This is a genomic window from Peribacillus sp. YIM B13472 (assembly GCF_042788005.1).
Classification (GTDB): Bacteria; Bacillota; Bacilli; order Bacillales; family DSM-1321; genus Peribacillus; species Peribacillus simplex_E.
Genome location: NZ_JBHZPG010000003.1, coordinates 60,041 through 85,605, shown reverse-complemented (window position 1 = coordinate 85,605; position 25,565 = coordinate 60,041). Strand labels below are relative to the sequence as shown.

Genomic DNA, 25,565 nt, shown 5'->3' with positions numbered 1-25,565 from the left:
GGGGAGAACGAAGAAAGCCCCTATATGTCAACTTGAAAGAATTCTTACGGGTACCCGCATCAATAAATGATTCGAAATCACAGAATGTTCGAACTGTACTTTGTGTAATCAAGGAAAAACAACAGTGAAAAAAGATCCCCATCCGTATTAAGGTAACAGGATTGACTATTCCGGTTAATTAGGAGGCAATATGTCAGCGTTTTTTATATTTCTGTTGTTTGCATTAAACATATTCACCATTTTTGCCATCATCGTTTTATATCTTCGCCAAAATCGTTTAAGTAAGTTGGAAAAAGACCAAAAAGCCATCATTGGGGAAATGGAACAACTTTTGTCTGGTTATTTAATGGAGATGAAAGAGGACAACGAGACATTGGTAAAAGCATTCACCAAATCGGTGGCAATGAATCACGGTCATGGACAAAAAGGCCAAGAACATGTTTCAATCAAAGAAACTAAGGAAGATAAAGAAGAACAACAAGAACAACAAGAACAAAACATTGAGTATGAAGCGGGAAGTCGTGCCGCAGCTAAAATGCAGGCGATTGACGCTTATAAAATAGTACCTGAAGAAAATGAGGCCAATGCTTTACCCGTAAAAGTCGAGGATAAATTGGAGCTTTCATCGGCAGCCACTTCCCCTCAAAACGAGGGGAAGCCGGCTGGCATGGGATTTTCGGACATGCTGCTGGCTTCGTTAAATGAGCGGTCATTGAATGAAAAAGTGGATATGTTAGCGGATCAAGGGAATTCAGTAGAGGAAATCGCCAAAAAGTTATGTCGCGGTCAAACGGAGATAGAGCTATTACTGAAGTTTCGCAAGAATAGATAAAGTTATCTCTTGATTGTACAGAGCCTTTATGATATATTATGAAATGGTGTTAATACACACGCCCCGTGATTCTTGCAGATGGTGCTGTTACGACAGTTTCTGTATGAAAATGATCGGTGCGGAGGAAAAACAAAACCATTTAGGAGGAACTAAAATGTCAGTCATTTCTATGAAACAATTGCTTGAAGCTGGTGTGCATTTCGGACACCAAACACGTCGCTGGAACCCGAAAATGAAGAAATATATCTTCACTGAGCGTAACGGCATCTACATCATCGACCTTCAAAAAACAGTTAAAAAGGTTGAAGAAGCTTATAACTTCGTGAAAGAACTAGCTGCTAACGGTGGTACTGTTCTTTTCGTCGGAACTAAAAAACAAGCTCAAGAATCTGTTAAAGAAGAAGCTATCCGTTCTGGTATGTACTATGTAAACCAACGTTGGTTAGGTGGAACTTTAACAAACTTTGAAACAATCCAAAAACGTATCACTCGTCTTAAAAATATCGAAAAAATGGAAGAAAACGGAACTTTTGAAGTTCTTCCTAAAAAAGAAGTTATCCAACTTAAAAAAGAATGGGATCGCTTAGAAAAATTCTTAGGCGGTATTAAAGATATGAAGACTCTTCCTGATGCGATCTTCGTTATCGACCCTCGCAAAGAGCGTATTGCTGTTGCGGAAGCACACAAATTACACATTCCGCTTGTTGGTATCGTTGATACAAACTGTGATCCGGATGAAATCGATGTAGTTATTCCTGCGAATGACGATGCAATCCGTGCTGTTAAATTATTAACAGGTAAAATGGCAGATGCTATCTTAGAAGCTAAACAAGGCGAAGAAACAGCAACTGAAACAACTACTGCTTAATAAGTAAAAAAGGTTGCTTATTCAGTAAGAAAAAAGGTGATAAGAGGATAATGCCTTTTATCCCTTTTTTTTGCACTAAATGAACATACATAAAATCACTGTACGGAATGTCTTTTTAAAAAGGTATGGGCGATTTTTGAGGGATGAAAACATCAACTAGTTTAGCTCCGTCAAATTTTCTGAAAAAAGTTGATGTTTTTTCAGGAAAATTGTCAAGACTCGTTATTTTCTTTGATGATAACAAGTATTTTTGGCAATAATGGGTAAAGATTGAATAAATTGCATTTAATTTGAGGAGGATATATATTATGGCAATCACTGCACAATTAGTTAAAGAATTGCGTGAAAAAACTGGTGCTGGTATGATGGACTGTAAAAAGGCACTTGTACAAACAGAAGGCGATATGGAAAAGGCAATCGATTTCCTACGTGAAAAAGGGATTGCAAAAGCTGCTAATAAAGGCGATCGTATTGCTGCTGAAGGTTTAACTTCAATCGTTGTGGAAGGAAACCAAGCGGTTATTCTTGAAGTGAACTCAGAAACTGATTTCGTTGCTAAAAACGAAGGCTTCCAAACTCTTGTTAAAGAATTGGCTTCATTCCTTCTTGCTAACAAACCTGAAAGCGTTGAAGTAGCTCTTGAGCAAACAATGGAAAATGGAGCAAAAGTTGCAGATCATATCAATGCTGCTGTTGCAAAAATCGGGGAAAAATTAACTCTTCGCCGTTTCCAAGTCGTTTCTAAAACAGATAACGACGCATTTGGTGCATACCTTCACATGGGTGGACGTATCAGCGTACTATCAGTTCTTGAAGGTACAACTGACGAAGAGGCAGCTAAAGGCGTTTCAATGCATATCGCTGCAATTAACCCTAAATATATCTCTCGTGACCAAGTAGATGCCAGCGAACTAGAACGCGAACGCGAAGTTCTTACTCAGCAAGCACTTAATGAAGGAAAACCTGAAAAAATCGTTGCGAAAATGGTTGAAGGACGTATCAATAAATTCTACGAAGAAATCTGTGTTAACGAACAAGCTTTCGTTAAGAACCCTGATCAAAAAGTGGGACAATTCGTTGAATCTAAAGGCGGAAAAATCCAATCATTCGTTCGTTATGAAGTAGGGGAAGGTCTTGAAAAACGTCAAGAAAACTTTGCTGAAGAAGTAATGAATCAAGTTAAAAAAGACTAATTGTCAGATAATTAATAATAGGGAACACTCTTGTGTTCCCTATTTTTTGAAATGTCATGAATTTTTGGTAGTATTGCTAGAAAGCATGATGAACGAATGAAAAGATTACATAGTTGGAGGTTCTCATGAGTAACGCTAAATATAAACGTGTCGTTCTAAAACTAAGTGGCGAAGCATTAGCCGGTGAAGAAGGATTTGGAATTAACCCTGCAGTAATTAAATCCATTGCTGAACAAGTCAAGGAAGTGGCTGAGCTTGATGTGGAAGTGGCTGTTGTTGTCGGCGGCGGAAACATTTGGCGCGGAAAAATAGGCAGTGAAATGGGCATGGATCGTGCTAATGCCGATTATATGGGTATGCTGGCTACAGTCATGAACTCATTGGCATTACAAGACAGCCTTGATCAGCTTGGAATTGAAACGCGCGTGCAAACTTCCATTGAGATGAGACAAGTCGCAGAACCATACATTAGACGCCGTGCAATCAGGCACCTAGAGAAAAAGAGAGTGGTGATTTTTGCAGCTGGTACAGGTAATCCATACTTTTCAACGGATACCACTGCCGCCCTGCGTGCTGCTGAAATTGAAGCTGATGTCATCTTGATGGCGAAGAATAATGTGGATGGCGTATACAATGCAGATCCGGTTAAGGACAAAAATGCAGTGAAGTATGATAAACTTTCCTATCTTGATGTGATTAAAGAAGGGTTAGAAGTAATGGATTCAACTGCGTCCTCACTATGCATGGACAATGATATTCCATTGATCGTCTTCTCGATCATGGAAAAAGGTAATATTAAACGGGCCGTTTTAGGCGAAACGCTTGGAACTATCGTAAGGGGGAAATAAAAGATGCCGAAACAAGTTATTTCGAATGCGAAAACGAAAATGGAAAAAGCCATTGGAGCGTACACACGTGAATTAGCAAGCATCCGTGCCGGAAGGGCAAATGCCTCATTGCTTGATAGAATTTCGATTGATTATTATGGTTCGCCGACACCAGTTAATCAAGTGGCTGGCATTTCTGTCCCGGAAGCTAGATTATTAGTCATTCAACCATATGATAAAACGGTATTGGGTGAAATCGAAAAGGCGATTTTGAAATCAGACTTAGGCTTAAATCCTTCAAATGATGGATCGGTCATCAGGATAGCCATTCCGGCGTTAACTGAAGAGCGCAGAAAAGAGCTTGTGAAAGTTGTGAAAAAAGAAGCGGAAGAAGCTAAAATAGCTGTCCGTAATGTGCGTCGAGATGCTAATGATGATTTGAAAAAGCTTGAAAAAAGTGGTGAAATCACTGAAGATGATTTACGTGGCTATGCTGATGACATCCAAAAGATGACAGACGGCAATATCACGAAAATCGATGAAATTACAAAAGATAAAGAAAAAGAAATTTTGGAAGTATAATTTCCGCTGAAGAATTGATTAAATAAAGAGGGCCGAATCCATACCGGGTCATGTCTTGGTTCTAACATATAGGTGTGCTTAAAGGAGAAAACTGTTATAATAAGGTTTCTCCGATAATGATTACTCCTTGAGTTAGTATGTTGCATGCAAACGTTGGAGGTGGTCCTTTTTTTGCATTTTTCATGGTGATCATAACGGGTTTTAGAAAAAAAGAAGTAATGATTTCTCCCTTTCTAGCTTCTAATGAAGAAATAATTTTCATAATAATAATATGAGAACCAGTTTTTTTTTGATATTATAATATAGATTCTTTTTAAGCGGCAGAAAGCTTGATATACATAGTGCACGAAAACTTTGCCTTTGTAGAGAGATAAGTACAACCTGATGGGGGACTAACATATGTATTCACTTTGGAAGCGTTTCGTTAAAAAAGATGCTTCTTCCGATGTAACAAATAGGATTCAGCATATTAAACAGTTTGATGTTCCTCAGCATATCGCCATCATTATGGATGGGAACGGCCGTTGGGCCAAAAAGCGTGCATTGCCACGTGTAGCGGGTCATCATGAAGGTATGAAAACCGTTCGTAGAATTACGAAAGTTGCTAATAAATTAGGGGTCAAAACTTTGACGGTCTATGCGTTTTCCACTGAAAATTGGAAACGTCCGAAAAGTGAAGTCGACTTTTTGATGAAGCTTCCACAGGAATTTCTTGGGACATTTTTACCCGAGCTCATTTCCGAAAATGTAAGAGTTGAAATGATTGGGGACTTGTCTCACATCCCGTCACATACTCAAAGTGCCGTTAAACGGGCAATGGAAGACACGAAAGGCAATGATGGGATGATTCTGAATTTTGCCCTGAATTATGGAAGCCGCGGGGAGATTGTATCTGCAGTGAATAGCATTATTCAAGATGCTAAGAATGGTATAATAAAGGAAAATGTAACTGAGGAAATGCTATCCAGTTACTTGATGACCAAACATTTGTCGGATCCTGATTTACTGATCCGTACAAGCGGGGAAATCCGTTTAAGTAATTTCATGCTTTGGCAGGCGGCTTATACTGAAATGTGGTTTACTGAGGTGCTATGGCCGGATTTTAGTGAAGAGCATTTATTGCAGGCAGTTGAGGAGTATCAAAAGCGTTCACGAAGATTCGGTGGCGTTTAATGTAGAAGGTGAGGAAAATGGAATAATGAAACAACGAATTATTACGGCGGTCGTAGTTGCCGCTATCTTCATTCCACTAGTCATTTTAGGGGGAACTCCCTTTTTACTGACGGTTTATCTGTTAGGGTCAATTGGTTTGTATGAACTGATGAAAATGAAAAAGATACGTGTACTGTCTTTTGAAGCATTTCTTTCACACATATTACTGTGGGTGCTTTTATTGCCTAATGAGCATACCGCTTTTTTAGCAGAAATAAATTACGATAAAGTTCAAGTCTTCTTAATCGGGGTTTTGCTGCTGTTACTTTATACAGTCGTTTCAAAAAACCGTTTCACTTTTGATGACGCAGGCTTTCTAGTGATTTCAATCCTATATTTGGGGATAGGTTTCTACTACCTATTTGAAACACGTGACTCTTTGGGGTTGGGGCTGATCTATATCCTGCTTACCCTATTTACGATCTGGGCAACCGATTCCGGAGCCTACTTCATTGGTAAATCACTTGGTAAAAGAAAGCTTTGGCCAGAAATAAGTCCAAACAAGACGGTGGAAGGATTTATCGGCGGGTTATTTTCCGCTATGGTAGTGGGTGTTCTATTTTACTCCTTCTCCAACCTTGACTACACGTTATTACAATTATTATTGATTTCATTAATCATTGGGGTATTCGGGCAATTGGGTGATCTCGTCCAATCGGCGTATAAACGTCATTATGGCGTTAAAGATTCAGGGAAGCTTCTCCCGGGACACGGAGGAATTTTGGACAGGCTTGATAGCGTGATATTCATTTTACCGATTTTGCATTTATTGCATGTTTTATAATATAAATATAGGCAAGCGTTATTGAATTAGGAGATGAACAATTTGAAAAATATCAGCCTTTTGGGCGCGACTGGATCGATTGGTCAGCAAACAGCGGATGTTGTTAGGTCCCATCCAGATCAATTCAAGATCGTGGCGCTTTCTGCTGGAAAGAATATAGAATTGGTCAGGACTTATATACAAGAGTTTGAACCGAAACTGGTTTCAGTCCAGACGGAAGAAGATTATCATGTTTTGAAAAGTGAATTCTCCAGCCGTAAAGATATCGAGTTCATGTATGGAGACGAGGGATTGACTGCTGTTGCCGTTTATGGTCAGGCGACGATATTGGTCAATGCTGTCATCGGGAGCGTCGGTCTTTATCCGACACTTCAAGCAATTAAGGCTAAAAAAGATATTGCCATCGCCAACAAGGAGACTTTGGTGACGGCAGGTCATTTGGTCATAAGTGAAGCAAAAAAAGCGGGGGTCAGATTGCTTCCGGTTGACAGTGAGCATTCTGCTATTTTTCAGGCATTGCAAGGGGAAAAGGAAAAAAATATCGAACGGCTTGTCATTACTGCTTCAGGAGGCAGTTTTCGAGATCGGACCAGGGAAGAATTGAAGGATGTAACGGTGGAAGAGGCACTGAACCATCCGAACTGGTCAATGGGAGCTAAAATCACGATCGATTCAGCATCAATGATGAATAAGGGATTGGAAGTAATTGAGGCCCACTGGCTATTCGATCTTCCCTACGATAAAATTGATGTATTGCTACATAAAGAAAGCATCATCCATTCCATGGTTGAATTTCATGACTCCAGCGTGATAGCACAACTGGGGACACCGGATATGCGGGTGCCGATACAATATGCACTTACATATCCAGACCGTATTCCTCTAGTAGGACGCAAACGACTTAATCTTGCTGAAGCAGGCAAACTGCATTTTAGCAAGATGGATTTCACCAGATATCCTTGTTTGCAATTCGCATATAAAGCAGGTAAAATGGGCGGAACGATGACTACTGTGTTGAATGCCGCCAATGAAGCCGCAGTCTCTGCATTCTTATCTGGAAAGGTAACCTTCCTTGAAATTGAAACGTTAATTGAAAAAGCGCTGAATCAGCATTCCGTCATAGCTCTTCCAGATTTAGAAACGATTCAGGAAGTCGATAATATGACAAGGCAGTATATAGAATCTTTAGTGAAAGATAGGTGACCGGAACATGCAGACTTTAGAAACGATTATAGCGTTCATCATCATTTTTGGAGCTCTAGTATTTTTCCATGAGCTTGGGCACTTAGTGTTTGCAAAGCGAGCAGGAATTTTATGCCGTGAGTTCGCAATCGGTTTCGGGCCAAAAGTATTCACATATAAAAAGAAGGAAACCGTATATACCATTCGATTGCTCCCTCTTGGCGGGTACGTGCGTATGGCTGGTGAAGACGCAGAGAATATAGAATTGAAGCCCGGCTATCGGGTGGGATTAATGTTTGATAATGAAGAGAATGTTACAAAAATCATTTTGAACAATAAAGATAAATATCCTGATATTCGTCTTGTGGAAGTTGAAGTGATCGATCTTGATCATAAACTGATCCTTACTGGTTACGAAGAGGGCGAGGAAGATACACTAAAAACGTTTGCCATTCATAAAGAAGCGGTGATCGTTGAAAATGGTGTAGAGAACCAGATTGCTCCTTTTGACCGGCAATTTGCCTCAAAGTCGCTCGGGCATCGTTTCCTGACGATTATAGCTGGACCGGCAATGAATTTCGTTTTGGCTTTTGTCATTTTTGTGTTGATTGGCCTGTTTCAAGGAGTCGTGGTGGATGAAGCGAAACTTGGTGAGTTGACTCCAGATGGTTCGGCAGTAAATGCCGGTTTAAAATCGGGGGATGTCATTCAATCCATAGAAGGGACGGAAGTCTCCACTTGGGGAGATGTTCAGGAAAGCATTCAAAAGAACCCTGGGCAAGAGATCGAGTTCGTCGTTGACAGGGACGGGAAAACATTAGAAGTTCCGGTTGTTCCACAAGAAGTGGAGAGGGAAGGGAAGAAAATCGGCATTATCGGTGTTTACCCTCCGGTTGAAAAAGCACCGATTAAAGCTATACAATATGGTTTTACAGAAACGTATTTTTGGACAAAACAAATCTTCATCATCCTAGGTGACCTCGTAACGGGTGGATTTACGATCGACAGTTTATCTGGTCCTGTAGGAATATATAAATCAACTGAGGAAGTAGCGAAACAAGGTTTATTCACGTTAATGAAATGGGCTGGGCTGCTCAGCATTAACCTGGGAATCATGAACCTGCTTCCGTTGCCGGCATTGGATGGGGGAAGGCTGTTATTCTTTGTGGTCGAATTCTTAAGAGGGAAACCAATTGACCGTCAAAAAGAAGGAATGGTCCACTTTATCGGCTTTGCGTTGCTGATGTTATTGATGATTGTCGTTACATGGAATGACATCCAGCGATTCTTCCTGTAAGATAAGTTTGGATAATGCAAACCAGGCCAGCAGATTTATCTGTTGGCCGTTTCCTTATCTGAAGGGATTTCCTAGTTTTTTAACCGTTTTGGGGAAATTGTTTGTTTTCTAGGGAAATCGTAAGTATAATCGAGAATGAGTATATTAAATTAGCTTTTCTGAAAAACGCGGAAAGTCTTTTTTGTATGAAATGACCGTATTCATGTTGCGGTATGAATTTTACCGTAACTGCAAGTAATTTAAAGGAAATATTGAAGAGGTGCAGATATGAAACAAAGTATGACGTTGATCCCTACATTGAGGGAAGTGCCTGCAGATGCTGAAATCAAAAGTCATCAGCTGCTATTACGTGCAGGATTTATGAGACAAAACTCCAGCGGGGTTTATAGTTTTATGCCGCTTGGAAAAAAGGTGCTTCAAAAGGTTGAGGCGATCGTTAGGGAAGAGATGGAAAATGCTGGTGCAGTAGAACTATTGATGCCGGCTTTACAACAAGCCGAATTCTGGCAGGAATCTGGACGCTGGTATACCTATGGTCCAGAGTTGATGCGCCTTAAGGATCGCAACAACCGTGAATTTGCGCTTGGTGCCACACATGAAGAAGTGATAACCAGCTTAGTTCGTGATGAAGTGAAATCCTATAAGCGTCTTCCATTAACGGTATACCAGATCCAAACCAAATTCCGTGATGAAAAAAGACCGCGTTTCGGATTGTTGCGTGGACGTGAGTTCATCATGAAGGATGCTTATTCTTTCCATGCTAATCAAGAAAGTCTGGATGCTGTTTATAAAAATTTATATGCGGCATATTCGAATATATTTAGCCGTTGTGGGTTGAACTTCCGTGCCGTCATTGCCGATTCTGGGGCAATGGGTGGTAAGGATACACATGAATTCATGGTCCTGTCTGAAATTGGGGAGGATACCATCGCATATTCGGATACTACCGATTATGCAGCTAATATTGAAATGGCACCTGTGAGTGTAAAATATGAAAAAAGCACCGAAGAACAAATTGCACTTGAAAAAGTTCATACACCAGGTCAAAAATCGATTGAAGAAGTTGCTTCATTCTTGAATACAGATGCAGAGAAACTAATAAAATCGTTATTGTTTAAAGTGGATGAAAAGTATGTGCTAGTTTTGGTACGAGGAGATCATGAAGTCAATGATATCAAGCTGAAGAATTTCTATAATGCTTCAATCGTTGATTTGGTCGATCCAAACGAGACGAAAGAAGTCTTAGGATGTACAATTGGATCTCTTGGACCAATCAATGTCACTTCTGAAGTCGAAGTGATTGCAGATGTTGCCGTCGAGGCCATGGTTAATGGAATTTGTGGTGCAAATGAGGAAGACCACCATTATGTGAACGTAAATCCCGCTCGTGACTTTAACGTGGCCAATTATATAGATCTTCGTTTCATCCAAGAGGGTGACCCATCACCGGACGGAAACGGAAATATTAAATTTGCCAAAGGGATTGAGGTAGGCCACGTATTCAAACTGGGAACTAAATATTCTGAAGCTATGAATGCGACATTCCTGGATGAGAATGGACGGGCACAGCCTATGATCATGGGCTGTTATGGCATTGGTGTTTCCCGTACACTTGCTGCTGTTGCTGAACAATTCAACGATGAAAAAGGATTGGTCTGGCCAGCGAATTTAGCGCCATACCAAGTCCATTTGATTCCAATCAATATGAAGGATGAGGCTCAGGCTGCCCTGGCAGAAGATTTATATAATGATCTAAAGGCACAAGGCATGGAAGTTCTTATGGATGATCGTCAAGAACGTGCGGGCGTAAAATTCGCAGACTCTGACTTGATCGGTCTTCCTGTCAGGGTGACTGTTGGTAAAAAGGCATCCGAGGGAATCGTCGAAGTGAAAATCCGTAAAACGGGTGAGGTTCTTGAAATTGAAAGAGCTGAACTGACTCAAAAGCTTCACGAAATAATGGCATAATTTAAAAATAGCGGTATTAGGCATCATTCAATTGGATGATGCCTTTCCTTTTCATGGATTTGGATACTAGTGAAACATTCATGATATGTTATAATAGCCTCTGGTATCAAAAGAAAATGATAGTGAAAAATAAGAGATAGTAGATAGGGGAGAGAGGGAATGGATCAAAATCCAAATAGCGGTAGAGAGAGATTTCAACTCTTGCTCCAGCAAATGGGCTTGACTGAGGATGCCTTTGTGAATTATTTCATAGGTGCCGAAATTGATAAACTCTCAATCGAGAGGGAGTCCAAAACATGGCATTTTGCCTTTAATATACCTGCATTAATTCCTTGCAGTGTTCATACAAGACTTGCTACTCATCTAGCAAGTACGTTTTCCCATATTGCGAAGGTCACATTCAACTTGAACGTGGCTAATCCGCAAGTGACGGAACAATTGGTAAAAGAGTATTGGAAAAACTGCATCGGCGAGCTTGAAGGCATGTCTCCGGCACTGTTATCACTTCTAAATGAACAAGTGCCAACGGTGAATGGATATAAGCTTATCGTTAGCGCCCGAAATGATGCGGAGGCTGGTCAGTTGAAACGAAAATACTCCGGCATCATTTCGAATATCTACCAAACATTCGGTTTTCCTCCGTTGACACTGGAAGCGGAAGTGAAGGAAACGGTTTCGAATCCTGATTACCAGAAATTTTTAGAAGAGAAACAAAAGGAAGACGCAGAAAAGGGACTTGCTGCCCTAGTGGAAATGCAGAAAAAAGAATCGGAAAAAGGCGGCGACGATGCCGTCTACGACGGACCGGTTAAAATTGGCTATACGATTAAAGAAGATGCGGATTTCCGCAGGATCGAACAAATTATTGATGAAGAGCGCAGGATTGCTATCGAAGGCTTCGTATTTGATGCAGAAGTGCGTGAGTTACGCAGCGGACGGAGCCTGTTGACTTTTAAAGTCACTGATTATACGAGCTCGATATTGGTCAAAATGTTTTCGCGTGATAAAGAAGATGCTGCCATACTTGCCCGAGTGAAAAAAGGGATGTGGGTACGTGCCCAAGGCAGCATCCAAAATGATACATTCGTACGTGACCTTGTAATGATCGCAAATGATATAAATGAAATTTCTAAACAAGGACGGCAGGATAAGGCTCCAGAAGGGGAAAAGCGTGTAGAACTGCATATGCATACCCCAATGAGCCAGATGGATGCAGTGACACCTACTTCTACACTTGTTGCCCAGGCTGCAAAGTGGGGGCATAAGGCTGTGGCCATTACAGATCATGCGGGAGCACAATCATTCCCTGAAGCTTATAGTGCCGGGAAAAAGAATGGTATCAAAATCCTTTATGGTGTCGAAGTGAATCTTGTAGATGATGGTGTACCCATTGTTTATAATGAGGCGCATATCGCTTTGGCAGATGCCACCTATGTTGTATTTGACGTAGAGACGACAGGCCTGTCAGCCGTTTATGATACGATCATTGAATTTGCTGCAGTGAAAATTCGTGACGGTGACATCATTGATCGATTCGAGTCATTTGCGAATCCGCATCACCCACTATCCAATACGACGATAGAATTGACAGGAATCACTGATGATCTTGTAGAAAATGCTCCGGAAGTCTCGGAAGTACTAGAAAAGTTCAAGGAATGGGCGGGCGATGCGATTCTGGTTGCCCACAACGCAGCCTTCGATATGGGGTTTTTGAATATAGGCTATAAAAACTTGGGTTATCCTAAAGCTTCCAATCCTGTTCTTGATACATTGGAACTTGCCCGTTTCTTATATCCGGAGTTTAAAAATCACCGGTTAAATACATTATGTAAAAAGTTCGATATTGATTTGACCCAGCATCATAGGGCCATTTATGACGCCGAAGCTACAGGTTACCTTATGCTGAAGATGCTAAAGGATGCAATGGAAAAGGAGATTACCCATCATGATCAACTTAATGACAATATGGGTAAAGGAAATGCTTATCAGCGTTCCCGGCCGTCCCATTGTACGCTGATTGCGCAAACACAGGCTGGCTTAAAAAACCTTTTCAAATTGGTTTCAATATCACACATCGATTATTTCTATCGTGTGCCCCGACTCCCACGCTCACAACTTAAAAAGTATCGTGAAGGAATCTTGGTCGGATCGGGATGCGATAAAGGAGAAGTTTTTGAAGGGATGATGCAGAAGGGTTTTGAGGAAGTCGTCGATATTGCCGAATTCTACGATTATCTTGAAATCCATCCGAAGGAAGTGTATCAGCATTTGATTGAGCTTGAATATGTACGGGATGATAAATCATTAGAAACGATCATCTCCAATATCGTCAAGCTTGGTGAAAAATTGGATAAGCCAGTCGTAGCCACGGGAAATGTGCATTATTTGGATCCGAATGATAAAATTTACCGTAAAATCCTTGTGAATTCACAAGGTGGCGCAAATCCGCTGAATCGCCATAAGCTTCCTGACGTACATTTTCGGACAACAGATGAAATGCTGCGGGAATTCTCCTTCCTCGGTTCTGAGAAAGCCAAAGAGGTCGTGGTAACCAACACGAATAAAATCGCTGATATGATTGAAGAAATCAAGCCAATCAAGGATGAGTTATATACACCTAAAATTGAGGGTGCAGAAGAAGAAATGCGTCAAATGAGTTATGGCATGGCAAGGAAGATTTATGGAGAGAACCTGCCGGAAATCGTGGAAGCCCGTCTTGAGAAAGAATTGAAAAGCATCATTGGCCACGGTTTTGCCGTTATTTATTTAATTTCTCACAAACTTGTTAAAAAGTCCTTGAATGATGGTTATCTAGTTGGCTCAAGGGGATCGGTTGGGTCATCTTTCGTTGCCACCATGACTGAAATTACAGAGGTGAATCCGCTTCCGCCGCATTATGTATGTCCAGAGTGCAAGAAATCCGAATTCTTCAATGACGGTTCTGTAGGTTCCGGGTTTGACCTGCCAGATAAAGACTGTCCCGATTGTGGCATTGCTTATACAAAAGACGGGCATGATATCCCGTTTGAAACTTTCCTTGGATTTAAAGGGGATAAGGTTCCGGATATTGACTTGAACTTCTCTGGTGAATATCAGCCGAAGGCCCATAACTATACGAAGGTCTTATTCGGTGAAGAATATGTATATCGTGCCGGAACGATTGGTACGGTCGCTGAAAAAACGGCTTATGGATATGTAAAAGGGTATTCCTCTGATAATAACATCCATATGCGTGGAGCCGAGACTGATCGACTTGTTGCCGGTTGTACCGGTGTGAAAAGGACGACTGGACAGCACCCGGGCGGAATTATCGTTGTTCCGGATTATATGGATATCTATGATTTCACACCAATTCAGTTCCCTGCGGATGACAGGAATTCTGAGTGGAAAACAACTCACTTTGATTTCCATTCCATTCACGATAATATTTTGAAACTTGATATACTTGGTCACGATGATCCGACTGTAATCCGGATGCTTCAAGATTTAAGTGGCATCGATCCAAAGACCGTTCCCACCGATGATCCAGAAGTAATGAAAATATTCAGCAGTACTGAATCTTTAGGAGTTACCGAAGAACAGATCATGTGTAAAACGGGTACGCTTGGCATTCCAGAATTTGGTACGCGTTTTGTTCGGCAGATGCTTGAAGATACAAAACCTACGACATTTTCCGAGCTTGTTCAGATTTCAGGGCTTTCCCACGGTACGGATGTATGGCTGAGCAATGCACAGGAACTGATCCACAACCGCATATGTACATTAAGTGAGGTTATAGGCTGCCGGGATGATATTATGGTCTATCTGATATACCAAGGTCTAGATCCTTCCCTAGCGTTTAAAATCATGGAATCTGTACGTAAAGGGAAAGGGCTCTCGGAGGAATTCGAAGAGGAAATGAGGAAAAATGAGGTGCCGGAATGGTATATCGATTCATGTAAAAAGATTAAATACATGTTCCCGAAAGCCCATGCTGCAGCTTACGTCTTAATGGCTGTCCGGATTGCCTATTTTAAAGTGCATCTGCCTTTATTGTATTATGCAGCCTATTTCACAGTACGTGCCGATGATTTTGAAATCGACGCCATGACACGGGGATCGCAAGCAATCAAATCAAAAATGGAAGAAATCATGGTAAAGGGATTGGATGCATCCACAAAGGAAAAGAATACATTGACGGTTCTTGAACTTGCTTTGGAAATGTGTGAACGCGGATATTCATTCGCTAAAGTGGACTTGTACAAATCCAGTGCAGATCAGTTCTTAATTGAAGGAAATACTTTGATACCGCCTTTCAATTCGATACCCGGTCTTGGAACGAATGCGGCGATCAATATCGTCAACGCCCGGAAAAACGGTGAATTCCTTTCCAAAGAAGACCTTCAACAACGAGGGAAGGTTTCGAAGACCATCCTTGAATACCTTGATAAACAAGGCTGTCTGGAGTCATTGCCTGAACAAAATCAGTTATCTTTATTTTAAAGAGGAAACTGATTCCAAAAAGGAAGAAACAGACAAGATATTTGCATAAATATCTTGATTATGGTATATTTTTATTGGAAATACTAAGAGGAACCAATGGCAAGAGTGGGGAAACCCACTCTTTCGTGTTGTATTGACCATTTAATTTTGAATCCGAAACCAAGCGCATACAACGCACGTATGGAGGAAACAAATGAGTAAAAAGGTAACGGAAGTCGTAGAGGAATTAGCATTACCAATTCTTGAGGAATTGCAGCTTGAATTAGTCGAAGTGGAGTATGTGAAGGAAGGTAAAAGCTGGTTCCTTCGAGTGTACATTGATAAAGAAACAGGCGTAGATATTGAAGATTGCGGAAATGTGAGTGAAAAACTCAGTGAAAAGCTTGATGAGGTTGATCCGATTCCACAAAATTATTTTCTCGAAGTTTCATCACCCGGAGCTGAAAGGCCTCTGAAAAAAGAGAAGGATTTCCTTAATGCTATCGGTAAAAATGTTTACATAAAAACATACGAGCCCATTTTAGATGAAAAAGAATTCGAAGGAACCTTAACCAGTTTCGATGGTGCAGAAGTGACACTCGAAGTCAGAATCAAGACAAGAAAGAAAACGATCGTCATACCATTCGAAAAGGTAGCCAAAGCGAGATTGGCGATTACCTTCTCTTAAGTCAAGCAAATCATTAATTTAAATATCCGTAAGGGGGATCACCATGGGCAATGAGTTATTGGATGCTCTCTATATTTTAGAAAACGAAAAAGGAATTTCCAGGGAGGTTTTGATCGACGCGATTGAATCTGCCCTTATATCGGCATATCGCCGTAACTTTAACCAAGCACAAAATGTACGTATCGACTTGAATCTTGGTAAAGGAACTATGCGTGTATTTGCCAGAAAAGACGTTGTTGACGAAGTGTTCGATTCACGTCTGGAAATTTCTGTTGAAGAAGCAAGAGCAATTGATCCCAACTATCAGTTAGAGGATATTGTCGAAATGGAAGTAACACCTAAGGATTTCGGCCGTATTGCTGCACAAACAGCAAAACAAGTCGTCACTCAAAGAGTGCGGGAAGCTGAACGGGGCATCATTTATGCCGAATTCATCGATCGTGAAGAGGATATCATGACTGGCATCGTTCAACGCCAGGATTCCCGATTCATTTATGTGAGCCTAGGTAAAATCGAAGCTTTGCTCCCGGTGAATGAGCAAATGCCGAATGAACAGTATAAACCTCATGACCGCATTAAAGTGTTCATCACTAAAGTTGAAAAGACTTCCAAGGGTCCGCAAATTTTTGTATCCCGCTCACACCCTGGCCTTTTAAAACGTTTATTCGAAATCGAAGTGCCTGAAATTTTTGATGGAACAGTAGAAATTAAGTCAGTTGCCCGCGAAGCAGGCGACCGTTCAAAAATCTCCGTGCACTCCGATAACGAAGAAGTCGATCCTGTCGGTTCTTGTGTAGGCCAAAAAGGGCAGCGTGTTCAGGCCATCGTCAATGAATTGAAAGGTGAAAAAATCGATATCGTTAAATGGTCGGAGAATCCAGTCATTTTCGTTGCGAATGCTTTAAGCCCTTCAAAAGTACTTGAAGTTATTGTTAAAGAAGAGGAAAAGGCGACGACTGTAATCGTTCCGGATTATCAACTTTCCCTGGCAATTGGTAAGCGTGGACAAAATGCCCGTTTAGCTGCCAAGCTTACAGGCTGGAAAATTGATATCAAGAGTGAAACGGAAGCCCGCGAAGCTGGTATTTATCCTGTGGAAGAACAGGAATTCCTTTTGAGCAGAGATAGTTATGTTACTGAAGAGGAAACAGATTTCGAAGAGGATAACGAGTAATTCGAGGTGAAAAAAGATGAATAGCCGAAAAAAAATCCCGATGCGTAAATGTGTGGCGACAGGCGAAATGAAGCCGAAGAAAGAACTCATTCGCATCGTTCGATCTAAAGAAGGGGAAGTCAGCCTTGATCCGACCGGAAAAAAATCGGGAAGGGGAGCTTATTTGACTCTTGATCGGGATGTTATCGAGCTGGCCAAAAAGAAAAATGTGCTGGCTAATCACCTTAGTACCCAAATCGATTCTTCCCTTTATGAACAATTGCTTGAATTAGTGAATAAGGAGAAAAACTAACATCATGACCCAACAACAACAATGGATGTCTCTATTAGGTTTGGCCAATCGAGCACGCAAGCTAATTTCGGGTGAAGAATTAGTGGTTAAAGAGATTAGAAGCGGTAATGCCAAAGTTGTTATTTTATCCGCGGACGCTTCAAAAAACACTGAAAAAAAAATATCTGATAAGTGCGCATTTTATCAGGTTCCTTTAAAAAGAGTCGAAAGCAGGTCAATGCTCGGCCATGCGATAGGTAAGGATGCTAGAGTTGCCGTCGCAGTTCTGGATGAAGGTTTTGCACAAAAACTCCGAACGCTGCTCGATTAAATTTTACGGGGGTGAACGTATGACAAAATTGCGTGTATATGAATATGCAAAACAAAAGAACGTTTCAAGCAAGGATGTAATAAATAAACTTAAAGAAATGAATATAGAGGTAACAAACCATATGACAGCATTAGACGATTCAACTGTAAATAAATTAAACGATTCAATCAAACCTAAAAACGAAGATAAAAGCCAAGCTGCTGAACCAAAAGCTAACGCTACGGTCGCGAAGTACGAAGCTGAAGCGGATGAAAAGAGCACAGTCAATAAAGAAAAACTGAAGAAGAAACCACCCGTTAAACCTGTAGGGACGAAAAAACCAACAGGTCAGTTCAACAAGGGTCGCAATAACAAGAATAAAAATAATAAACAAAGACAACAAGCGCCTCAGGCACCTGTTACAAAACGTAAAGAAAGAGAACTTCCAGAGAAAATTACGTTTTATGAGTCTTTGACGGTTATGGAACTTGGAAAAAAACTTCACCGTGAACCTTCTGAAATCATAAAAAAGCTCTTTATGCTTGGTGTTATGGCAACAATCAACCAAACTTTGGATAAAGATGCAATTGAATTGATTTGTGCGGAATACGGTGTAGTGGCCGAAGAAGAGATTCGTGTCGACCTAACAGACCTTGAATCACTTGTCACTGAGGACGCTTCTGAAGATTTGATTGAACGTCCGGCTGTCGTGACGATCATGGGACACGTTGACCATGGTAAAACGACATTGCTTGATTCTATACGCCATACAAAAGTTACTGAAGGCGAAGCGGGCGGAATCACTCAGCATATCGGTGCTTATCAAGTTAAAGTTAACGATAAGAAAATAACTTTCTTGGATACACCAGGTCATGCTGCGTTTACAACAATGCGTGCCCGCGGTGCACAAGTTACCGATATCACCATTCTTGTCGTCGCTGCGGATGATGGCGTTATGCCCCAAACGATTGAAGCGATCAACCATGCCAAAGCGGCAGAAGTTCCAATTATCGTCGCTGTCAATAAGATGGATAAAGAGGCTGCCAATCCGGACCGTGTCATGCAAGAATTGACAGAACATGGTTTAGTTTCTGAAGCATGGGGCGGAGACACAATTTTCGTACCAATTTCAGCTAAAAACGGTGAGGGTATCGATAGCTTGCTTGAAATGATTCTTCTTGTCAGTGAAGTGGAGGAGTATCAGGCGAATCCATCTCGTAAAGCAAATGGAACGGTTATCGAAGCACGTTTGGATAAAGGACGCGGATCGGTTGCCACTTTGCTTGTTCAAAACGGAACGTTGAAAATCGGTGATCCGATTGTTATCGGTAATACATTCGGACGTGTTCGTGCTATGGTCAACGATCTTGGACGCCGTGTTAAGGATGCAGGTCCTTCGACACCGGTTGAAATCACTGGATTGAACGAAGTGCCACAGGCCGGCGATCGTTTCATCGTCTTTGAAGATGAGAAAACGGCCCGTCAAGTTGGGGAAGTGCGTGCACAGAGACAACTTGCTTCACAACGTAATGAGAAATCCCGTGTAACCCTAGATACATTATTCGAGCAAATGAAAGAAGGGGAAATTAAAGAATTGAACATCATTCTAAAAGCTGATGTTCAAGGTTCTGCAGAAGCAGTAGCCGCTTCCCTGAATAAAATAGAAGTGGAAGGCGCTAAAGTGAAAATCATACACATTGGCGTCGGTGCTATTACAGAGTCTGACATCATCCTTGCTACAGCTTCGAATGCAATCGTCATCGGATTCAACGTCCGTCCTGATGTGAATGCGAAGCGTGCAGCTGAATCAGAAAATGTTGATGTCCGTCTTCACCGCATCATCTATAAAGCAATTGAAGAGATCGAGTCGGCTATGAAAGGGATGCTTGACCCTGAATTCGAAGAAAAAATTATCGGTCAGGCTGAAGTTCGTACGACTTTCAAAGTATCCAAAGTAGGTACGATTGCCGGTTCTTACGTTACAGAAGGAAAAATTACACGTGATAGCGGAATTCGCTTAATTCGTGAAGGTGTCGTCATTTACGAAGGTGAAATTGATGCTTTGAAACGTTTTAAAGATGATGTAAAAGAAGTGGCAACGAACTATGAGTGCGGTATTACGATTAAAAATTACAACGACCTTAAAGAAGGCGATGTAATTGAAGCGTATGTAATGGAAGAGATCGAGCGTAAATGATCGTTGGCTCTGTTCAATGTGAATGCATCATCCATGACACCCATTCTTTGAAAGAAAAAAGGGCCGTGCTTCAGCGTGTAATGACACGACTTAAGCAGAAGTTCAATATTTCTGTAGCAGAGACCGATTTTCAGGATTTATGGCAGCGGACAAAGATTACTATCGTAACCGTAACATCCTCTAGGAAGGCTACTGAACGGGAACTTCAAAATGCCCTTAAATTTCTAGATTCTTTTCCGGAACTAGAGCGAACAATAACAGATATAGACTGGCTTTAGGCTATCGAGGTGATATTATGAGCCTTCGTTCAAATCGTGTTGGCGAACAAATGAAAAAAGAGCTAAGTGAAATTATCGGCAGAAAAATTAAAGATCCAAGAATCGGATTTGTAACAGTGACGGATGTCGCGGTTACAGGCGATTTACAACAGGCAACAGTTTATATTTCCGTTTTGGGTGACCAGGAACAAAGGGAGAAAACCCTTCAAGGTCTAGCTAAGGCGAAAGGATTCATGCGTTCAGAAATTGGGCAGAGAATCCGCCTGCGCAAAACCCCTGAGCTGTTTTTTGAATTTGATGAATCGGTCGATTATGGTAATCGTATTGAGTCATTGATTTCCCAAATCAATTCAGAGGATAAACCGGCTGAAAAAGACGAGGAATAAGCAAGCAGTAAAAGGAGGCCGACTCAATAAGTGCTTTGCACTTCTTGAAGTCGGTCTCTTTTTTTTGAAAACTGAATATGTAAAAAAGGAAAAACACCTTTCGGAATTGGAATTCATTTTGCTTTATGATAGTAGTTTAGGGTGTTTTATAAATGATGAGGTGAAAGCGTGAACGGTATTCTTCCATTATGGAAACCCAAGGGATTGACATCCCATGATTGTGTTTTTAAATTAAGAAAGATTTTAAAGACAAAAAAGGTTGGGCACACAGGTACATTAGATCCTGATGTAACAGGGGTTTTGCCTATTTGTATTGGCAGGGCAACTAAAATAGCCGAATATTTGACAGAAGCCGGTAAAGCGTATGAAGGGGAAGTGACCCTTGGTTTTTCAACGACAACTGAAGACGCAAGCGGTGAAAAAGTGGAAGAGAAAAAGATTGTTCAAGTGATTCAGCGTAAACGGATTCTTGAAGTGCTGGAATCATTGACTGGAAAAATTGAACAGACGCCGCCGATGTTTTCAGCGGTAAAAGTAAATGGGAAGAAGTTATATGAATATGCCCGTGCAGGGATAGAAGTGGAGAGGCCGACAAGGGAGGTCACCATCTATGAAATTACCCTTCTCGATGATCGTTCTGAATTTAAAGGGGAAACCATTTCTTTTCGTTTTCGCGTCAAATGCAGCAAAGGAACGTATATTCGGACGCTTGCAGTCATGATGGGTGAAGAACTGGGTTTTCCTGCCCATATGTCAGACTTGACACGTATTGAATCAGCAGGTTTTAAGCAGGAGGACTGTTTTACATTTGCTGAAGTGGAAGAGTTCATGGAAAGTGGACAAACGGATGAATTTTTATTGCCTTTGGAGCGGGGATTATTTCATTTGCCCAAATTTCAGATTAGTGATAAAGTAGCAAAGAAAGTACTTAACGGTGCGGTATTGGAACAAACAAAGGATGTTGTTGTTGAAAAAGGGAAGCCTTTTGTGATGGTCGATCCAGCAGATAAGGCCATTGCCATTTATCAAATACATCCGACAAAAGTGGGATTAATTAAACCTGTAAAAGTATTGGCACAAGAATTATAGACCGTTTTACCGCCGGAAAGAGGAGATTGAAAGGTGAAAGTGATCGCAATAGAGCATCCTCATCAATTTAATTCGGATGATTTTCCCGAGCTTGTAATGGCGCTTGGATTTTTTGATGGTATACATAAAGGTCATCAGATTGTTATTCAAACCGCCAAGAAAAAAGCCGATGAAATGAATCTTAAGTCAGCAGTCATGACATTTGACCCGCATCCTTCTGCAGTACTGGGTAGGAAAACGGAAAATATCCGCTATATCACTCCACTTGAAGATAAGGTGGATATCATAGAGTCGATGGAGATCGATTATTTATTCATTGTCCATTTCAGCAAGGAATTTGCTTCGGTACTGCCGGAACGGTTCGTTGACGAATACATTGCCGGGCTGAATGTGCGTCACGTAGTTGCAGGCTTTGATTATTCATACGGCCGCTATGGTCAAGGGTCGATGGAAGATTTGCCTGTTTACGCACAGGGCAGGTTCTCGCAGACAGTTGTTGAAAAGCAGACACTTGAAGATGAAAAGGTTAGCTCGACGAGAATCAGGGAAACTCTCGGTAATGGTAACTTTTCCGACTTTTATCATTTGGCAGGCCGCCGCTATTTAACGAAAGGTCATGTCGTTCACGGTGAAAAGCGGGGCAGGAAGCTGGGTTTCCCCACCGCTAATATTGAAGTAAGTGACGATTATATCTTCCCTGCTGCAGGCGTATATGCCGTCAGGATCAAAATAAGCGGTAAATGGTATTATGGAGTTTGCAATGTCGGCTACAAACCCACGTTCCACGAAGAAAAGCCTAAGTATCCCACTGTAGAGGTTCATGCATTGGAGTTCTCGGGAGATATTTATGGCAACCAGGTGTCGGTGGAATGGCATACAAGACTTCGGAGTGAAAAAAAATTTTCCGGACTTGAAGCATTGGTCGCTCAGATCGAAACGGATAAGCAAAATGCAATAGCCTATTTTGCAAAGCTTGAAGCATAAAAGACAATACTTGCAATTTTAATGAAAAACATGTATTCTATTGTATGTATGAAAATAACCATTGCTTGGCTAGTCGAGACTCCGACGCTGGCTCGGTAATAGGTGATTTTACAGAATTTTAGGAGGAATAATAACATGGCAATTACACAAGTACGCAAAAACGAACTTATCACTGAGTTCAGAACTCACGATACTGACACTGGATCTCCAGAAGTTCAAATCGCAGTATTAACAGAAGAAATCAACAACTTGAACGGTCACTTACGCACACACAAAAAAGACCACCATTCACGTCGCGGTCTTCTAAAAATGGTAGGTAAACGTCGTAATCTTTTAACTTACCTACGTAACAAAGACGTTACTCGTTACCGTACACTAATTAACAAATTAGGTCTACGTAGATAATTTTTTCAGGAAGGCGGGAAATTTCCCGCTTTTTTGATGTTAATCAAATGATTTGGACGTGTTCTACTTAAGGCTGGGCCTTCGTCCTTGGGACTCGGCAGGAGCCGGGTCCTTTTCCATTTATAAATGATTAGGATATACATAATCAAATGAATGAAATTTTTATTCATTTTACTGTTAATGCTTGTTTTTTTCGTGCATAATAGGAATAGTTTGGTTTTAACTCGAGTTCAGTTACTTTCACATATAAATGATTTAATCCAATACAGGTTTAGGTAAACTAAGCCTCTAAGTGAAGATTCAGAGAGGGGTTTAATTAATGGGACAGGAAAAACATACGTATTCATTTGACTGGGCCGGCCGTAATGTAACGGTAGAGATAGGGCAATTAGCCAAACAAGCGAACGGGGCAGTTTTAGTCCGTTATGGAGAAACTGCTGTATTAAGTACTGCGACAGCTTCAAAGGAACCTAGAAATGTCGACTTCTTCCCTTTGACAGTGAACTATGAAGAAAGACTTTATGCAGTCGGTAAAATTCCGGGAGGCTTCATCAAACGTGAAGGACGACCAAGTGAAAGGGCAATTCTTGCAAGCCGTTTAATCGATCGTCCAATCCGTCCGCTTTTCGCAGATGGTTTCAGGAACGATGTTCAGATCATCAGCATGGTCATGAGTGTCGATCAAGATTGCTCTACGGAAATGGCAGCCATGCTAGGTTCTTCCCTTGCACTTTCAGTTTCCGATATTCCGTTCGAAGGTCCAATTGCTGGAGTTGTAGTGGGGAGAATCAATAATGAATTCATTATTAACCCTACTGTTGACCAACTAGCCAAAAGTGACATCAATCTGACGGTTGCCGGCACTAAAGATGCTATAAACATGGTTGAAGCCGGAGCAAATGAAGTACCAGAGGAAACCATGCTTGAAGCAATCATGTTTGGACATGATGAAATCAAGAAAATCATTGCATTCCAAGAGAAAATCGTTGCTGAAATCGGCAAGGAAAAAATGCAGATCACTTTATATCAAGTGGATGCTGAACTGGAAGCAGAAGTGAAAGGCCTATGTGAAGCAGACTTGAACAAAGCTGTACAAGTTCAGGAAAAACATGCTCGTGAAGACGCCATCAAAGCAGTAAAAGATCGTGTGTTGGTTCATTATGAAGAAGAAACTGATGAAGAAAAATTAAAGCAAATCAAAGAAATCCTGAATAAATTGGTCAAATCTGAAGTTCGCCGTTTAATCACGGAAGAAAAAGTGCGTCCGGATGGCCGTAATCCTGACGAAATCAGACCATTATCATCAGAAGTTACCATTCTGCCCCGTACTCATGGTTCCGGATTGTTCACGCGTGGACAAACCCAAGCGCTATCCATCTGTACATTAGGTGCTCTTGGTGATGTGCAGATTCTGGACGGACTTGGTACCGAAGAGTCAAAACGTTTTATGCACCACTATAATTTCCCGCATTTCAGTGTTGGTGAAACTGGCCCTATCCGTGGGGCAGGACGCCGTGAAATCGGTCATGGTGCACTTGGTGAAAGAGCATTGGAACCTGTCATTCCAAACGATAAAGACTTCCCATATACAATCAGACTTGTTTCTGAAGTTCTTGAATCAAACGGTTCAACATCACAAGCAAGTATCTGTGCAAGCACTTTGGCAATGATGGATGCCGGTGTTCCATTGAAAGCTCCAGTTGCCGGTATTGCTATGGGTCTTGTCAAAACAGGTGAGCACTATACAATCTTAACGGATATTCAAGGTATGGAAGATCATCTGGGAGACATGGACTTTAAAGTCGCAGGGACTTCAAAAGGTGTTACTGCCCTACAAATGGATATTAAGATTGAAGGTCTATCAAGAGAGATTCTTGAAGAAGCTTTACTACAAGCCAAACATGGCCGGATGCACATTTTGGAATCAATGATGTCAACAATCAATCAACCGCGTGAGCAGTTATCCAAATATGCTCCAAAAATCGTTACAATGTCCATAAATCCGGATAAGATCCGTGATGTAATTGGACCGAGCGGAAAACATATCAACAAAATCATTGAAGAAACTGGCGTGAAAATCGACATCGAACAGGATGGAACGGTATTCATATCTTCTACTGATGAACCGATGATTCAAAAAGCGAAGAAAATCATTGAGGATATCGTACGTGAAGTCGTAGTGGGCGAACTATACTTAGGTAAAGTTAAACGTATCGAAAAGTTCGGTGCCTTCGTTGAAATCTTCAATGGTAAAGACGGTTTGGTACATATTTCTGAACTGGCTGAAGAAAGAGTCGGAAAAGTGGAAGATGTCGTTTCACTTGGCGATGAATTATTGGTCAAAGTTACTGAGATCGATAAGCAAGGAAGGGTAAACCTTTCCCGTAAAGCGGTCTTGAAAGAGCAAAAAGAGGCAGCCAACCCTTCTCAATCGTAATGGAAAATGAAAATCCGGCATGCGATTCCTTGTGAATCTGCATGCTTTTTTTGTTTGAAAGTATTGGAATATCCATATTGCGATGGCGTTATAAGCATGTCATGTTCTACCTTGTCCGTTTTCTTCATACATTTTGGTAT

General features: G+C 41.2%; 22 protein-coding genes. All 22 read left to right on the top strand.

The genetic code is table 11. The annotated features are described in order from the left end of the window. Positions 1 to 190: 190 nt before the first annotated feature. Positions 191 to 832: a hypothetical protein gene (locus tag ACFX4I_RS03555; RefSeq protein WP_377419198.1), complete on the top strand. Its 642-nt coding sequence runs from the start codon at positions 191 to 193 to the stop codon at positions 830 to 832. 154 nt (positions 833 to 986) lie between these two features. Beyond that, positions 987 to 1,700 (top strand): 30S ribosomal protein S2, encoded by a 714-nt coding sequence (gene rpsB, locus ACFX4I_RS03550; protein WP_095678842.1) that lies wholly within the window; start codon positions 987 to 989, stop codon positions 1,698 to 1,700. Between the two features lie 308 nt (positions 1,701 to 2,008). Next, the gene (gene tsf / locus ACFX4I_RS03545) at positions 2,009 to 2,893 is read left to right on the top strand and encodes a translation elongation factor Ts (RefSeq protein WP_230301325.1); all 885 of its coding nucleotides are present in this window, start codon (positions 2,009 to 2,011) and stop codon (positions 2,891 to 2,893) included. A gap of 125 nt (positions 2,894 to 3,018) precedes the next feature. Then, complete coding sequence (gene pyrH, locus ACFX4I_RS03540) at positions 3,019 to 3,741, top strand: UMP kinase (protein ID WP_034313639.1); 723 nt, start codon at positions 3,019 to 3,021, stop codon at positions 3,739 to 3,741. Positions 3,742 to 3,744: 3 nt separating this feature from the next. Next, entirely contained in the window at positions 3,745 to 4,302 is a 558-nt protein-coding gene (frr, locus tag ACFX4I_RS03535; protein WP_053534379.1) for a ribosome recycling factor, read from the top strand. Positions 4,303 to 4,701: 399 nt separating this feature from the next. Next, a complete protein-coding gene (locus tag ACFX4I_RS03530) occupies positions 4,702 to 5,475 on the top strand; it encodes an undecaprenyl pyrophosphate synthase (RefSeq protein ID WP_283932788.1) in 774 nt (257 codons plus the stop codon). A gap of 25 nt (positions 5,476 to 5,500) precedes the next feature. After that, positions 5,501 to 6,298 carry a phosphatidate cytidylyltransferase gene (locus ACFX4I_RS03525; RefSeq protein WP_230304101.1) on the top strand — a complete coding sequence of 266 codons (798 nt, stop codon included), beginning with the start codon at positions 5,501 to 5,503 and terminating at the stop codon, positions 6,296 to 6,298. Positions 6,299 to 6,340: 42 nt separating this feature from the next. Further along, complete coding sequence (gene dxr, locus ACFX4I_RS03520) at positions 6,341 to 7,501, top strand: 1-deoxy-D-xylulose-5-phosphate reductoisomerase (protein WP_230304100.1); 1,161 nt, start codon at positions 6,341 to 6,343, stop codon at positions 7,499 to 7,501. 7 nt (positions 7,502 to 7,508) lie between these two features. Beyond that, entirely contained in the window at positions 7,509 to 8,777 is a 1,269-nt protein-coding gene (gene rseP, locus ACFX4I_RS03515; RefSeq protein ID WP_230304099.1) for an RIP metalloprotease RseP, read from the top strand. A 267-nt stretch (positions 8,778 to 9,044) separates the two neighbouring features. Continuing rightward, positions 9,045 to 10,745, top strand: coding sequence for a proline--tRNA ligase (locus ACFX4I_RS03510; RefSeq protein WP_377419195.1), 1,701 nt, complete (start codon positions 9,045 to 9,047; stop codon positions 10,743 to 10,745). A gap of 159 nt (positions 10,746 to 10,904) precedes the next feature. Further along, positions 10,905 to 15,227, top strand: a complete 4,323-nt coding sequence (locus tag ACFX4I_RS03505) for a PolC-type DNA polymerase III (RefSeq protein WP_377419193.1) — start codon at positions 10,905 to 10,907, stop codon at positions 15,225 to 15,227. 193 nt (positions 15,228 to 15,420) lie between these two features. Beyond that, a complete protein-coding gene (gene rimP / locus ACFX4I_RS03500) occupies positions 15,421 to 15,894 on the top strand; it encodes a ribosome maturation factor RimP (RefSeq protein ID WP_230302755.1) in 474 nt (157 codons plus the stop codon). A 43-nt stretch (positions 15,895 to 15,937) separates the two neighbouring features. Continuing rightward, positions 15,938 to 17,068 (top strand): transcription termination factor NusA, encoded by a 1,131-nt coding sequence (gene nusA / locus ACFX4I_RS03495; RefSeq protein ID WP_076366463.1) that lies wholly within the window; start codon positions 15,938 to 15,940, stop codon positions 17,066 to 17,068. A gap of 16 nt (positions 17,069 to 17,084) precedes the next feature. After that, complete coding sequence (rnpM, locus tag ACFX4I_RS03490) at positions 17,085 to 17,360, top strand: RNase P modulator RnpM (protein ID WP_061462443.1); 276 nt, start codon at positions 17,085 to 17,087, stop codon at positions 17,358 to 17,360. A 4-nt stretch (positions 17,361 to 17,364) separates the two neighbouring features. Beyond that, positions 17,365 to 17,670, top strand: a complete 306-nt coding sequence (locus ACFX4I_RS03485; RefSeq protein WP_061144653.1) for a YlxQ family RNA-binding protein — start codon at positions 17,365 to 17,367, stop codon at positions 17,668 to 17,670. A gap of 19 nt (positions 17,671 to 17,689) precedes the next feature. Beyond that, positions 17,690 to 19,846, top strand: a complete 2,157-nt coding sequence (gene infB, locus ACFX4I_RS03480; RefSeq protein WP_230302754.1) for a translation initiation factor IF-2 — start codon at positions 17,690 to 17,692, stop codon at positions 19,844 to 19,846. Further along, positions 19,843 to 20,124 (top strand): DUF503 domain-containing protein, encoded by a 282-nt coding sequence (locus ACFX4I_RS03475; RefSeq protein WP_057913375.1) that lies wholly within the window; start codon positions 19,843 to 19,845, stop codon positions 20,122 to 20,124. The genes infB and ACFX4I_RS03475 overlap by 4 nt, the downstream gene beginning before the upstream one ends. A 17-nt stretch (positions 20,125 to 20,141) precedes the next feature. After that, positions 20,142 to 20,510, top strand: coding sequence for a 30S ribosome-binding factor RbfA (gene rbfA, locus ACFX4I_RS03470; RefSeq protein WP_034313607.1), 369 nt, complete (start codon positions 20,142 to 20,144; stop codon positions 20,508 to 20,510). Between the two features lie 168 nt (positions 20,511 to 20,678). After that, positions 20,679 to 21,599: a tRNA pseudouridine(55) synthase TruB gene (truB, locus tag ACFX4I_RS03465; protein WP_230302753.1), complete on the top strand. Its 921-nt coding sequence runs from the start codon at positions 20,679 to 20,681 to the stop codon at positions 21,597 to 21,599. 33 nt (positions 21,600 to 21,632) lie between these two features. After that, positions 21,633 to 22,583: a bifunctional riboflavin kinase/FAD synthetase gene (gene ribF / locus ACFX4I_RS03460; protein WP_230302752.1), complete on the top strand. Its 951-nt coding sequence runs from the start codon at positions 21,633 to 21,635 to the stop codon at positions 22,581 to 22,583. A gap of 135 nt (positions 22,584 to 22,718) precedes the next feature. Further along, entirely contained in the window at positions 22,719 to 22,988 is a 270-nt protein-coding gene (gene rpsO, locus ACFX4I_RS03455) for a 30S ribosomal protein S15 (RefSeq protein ID WP_057913371.1), read from the top strand. Positions 22,989 to 23,307: 319 nt separating this feature from the next. Beyond that, a complete protein-coding gene (gene pnp / locus ACFX4I_RS03450; protein ID WP_230302751.1) occupies positions 23,308 to 25,425 on the top strand; it encodes a polyribonucleotide nucleotidyltransferase in 2,118 nt (705 codons plus the stop codon). The last annotated feature ends 140 nt before the right edge of the window (positions 25,426 to 25,565 follow it).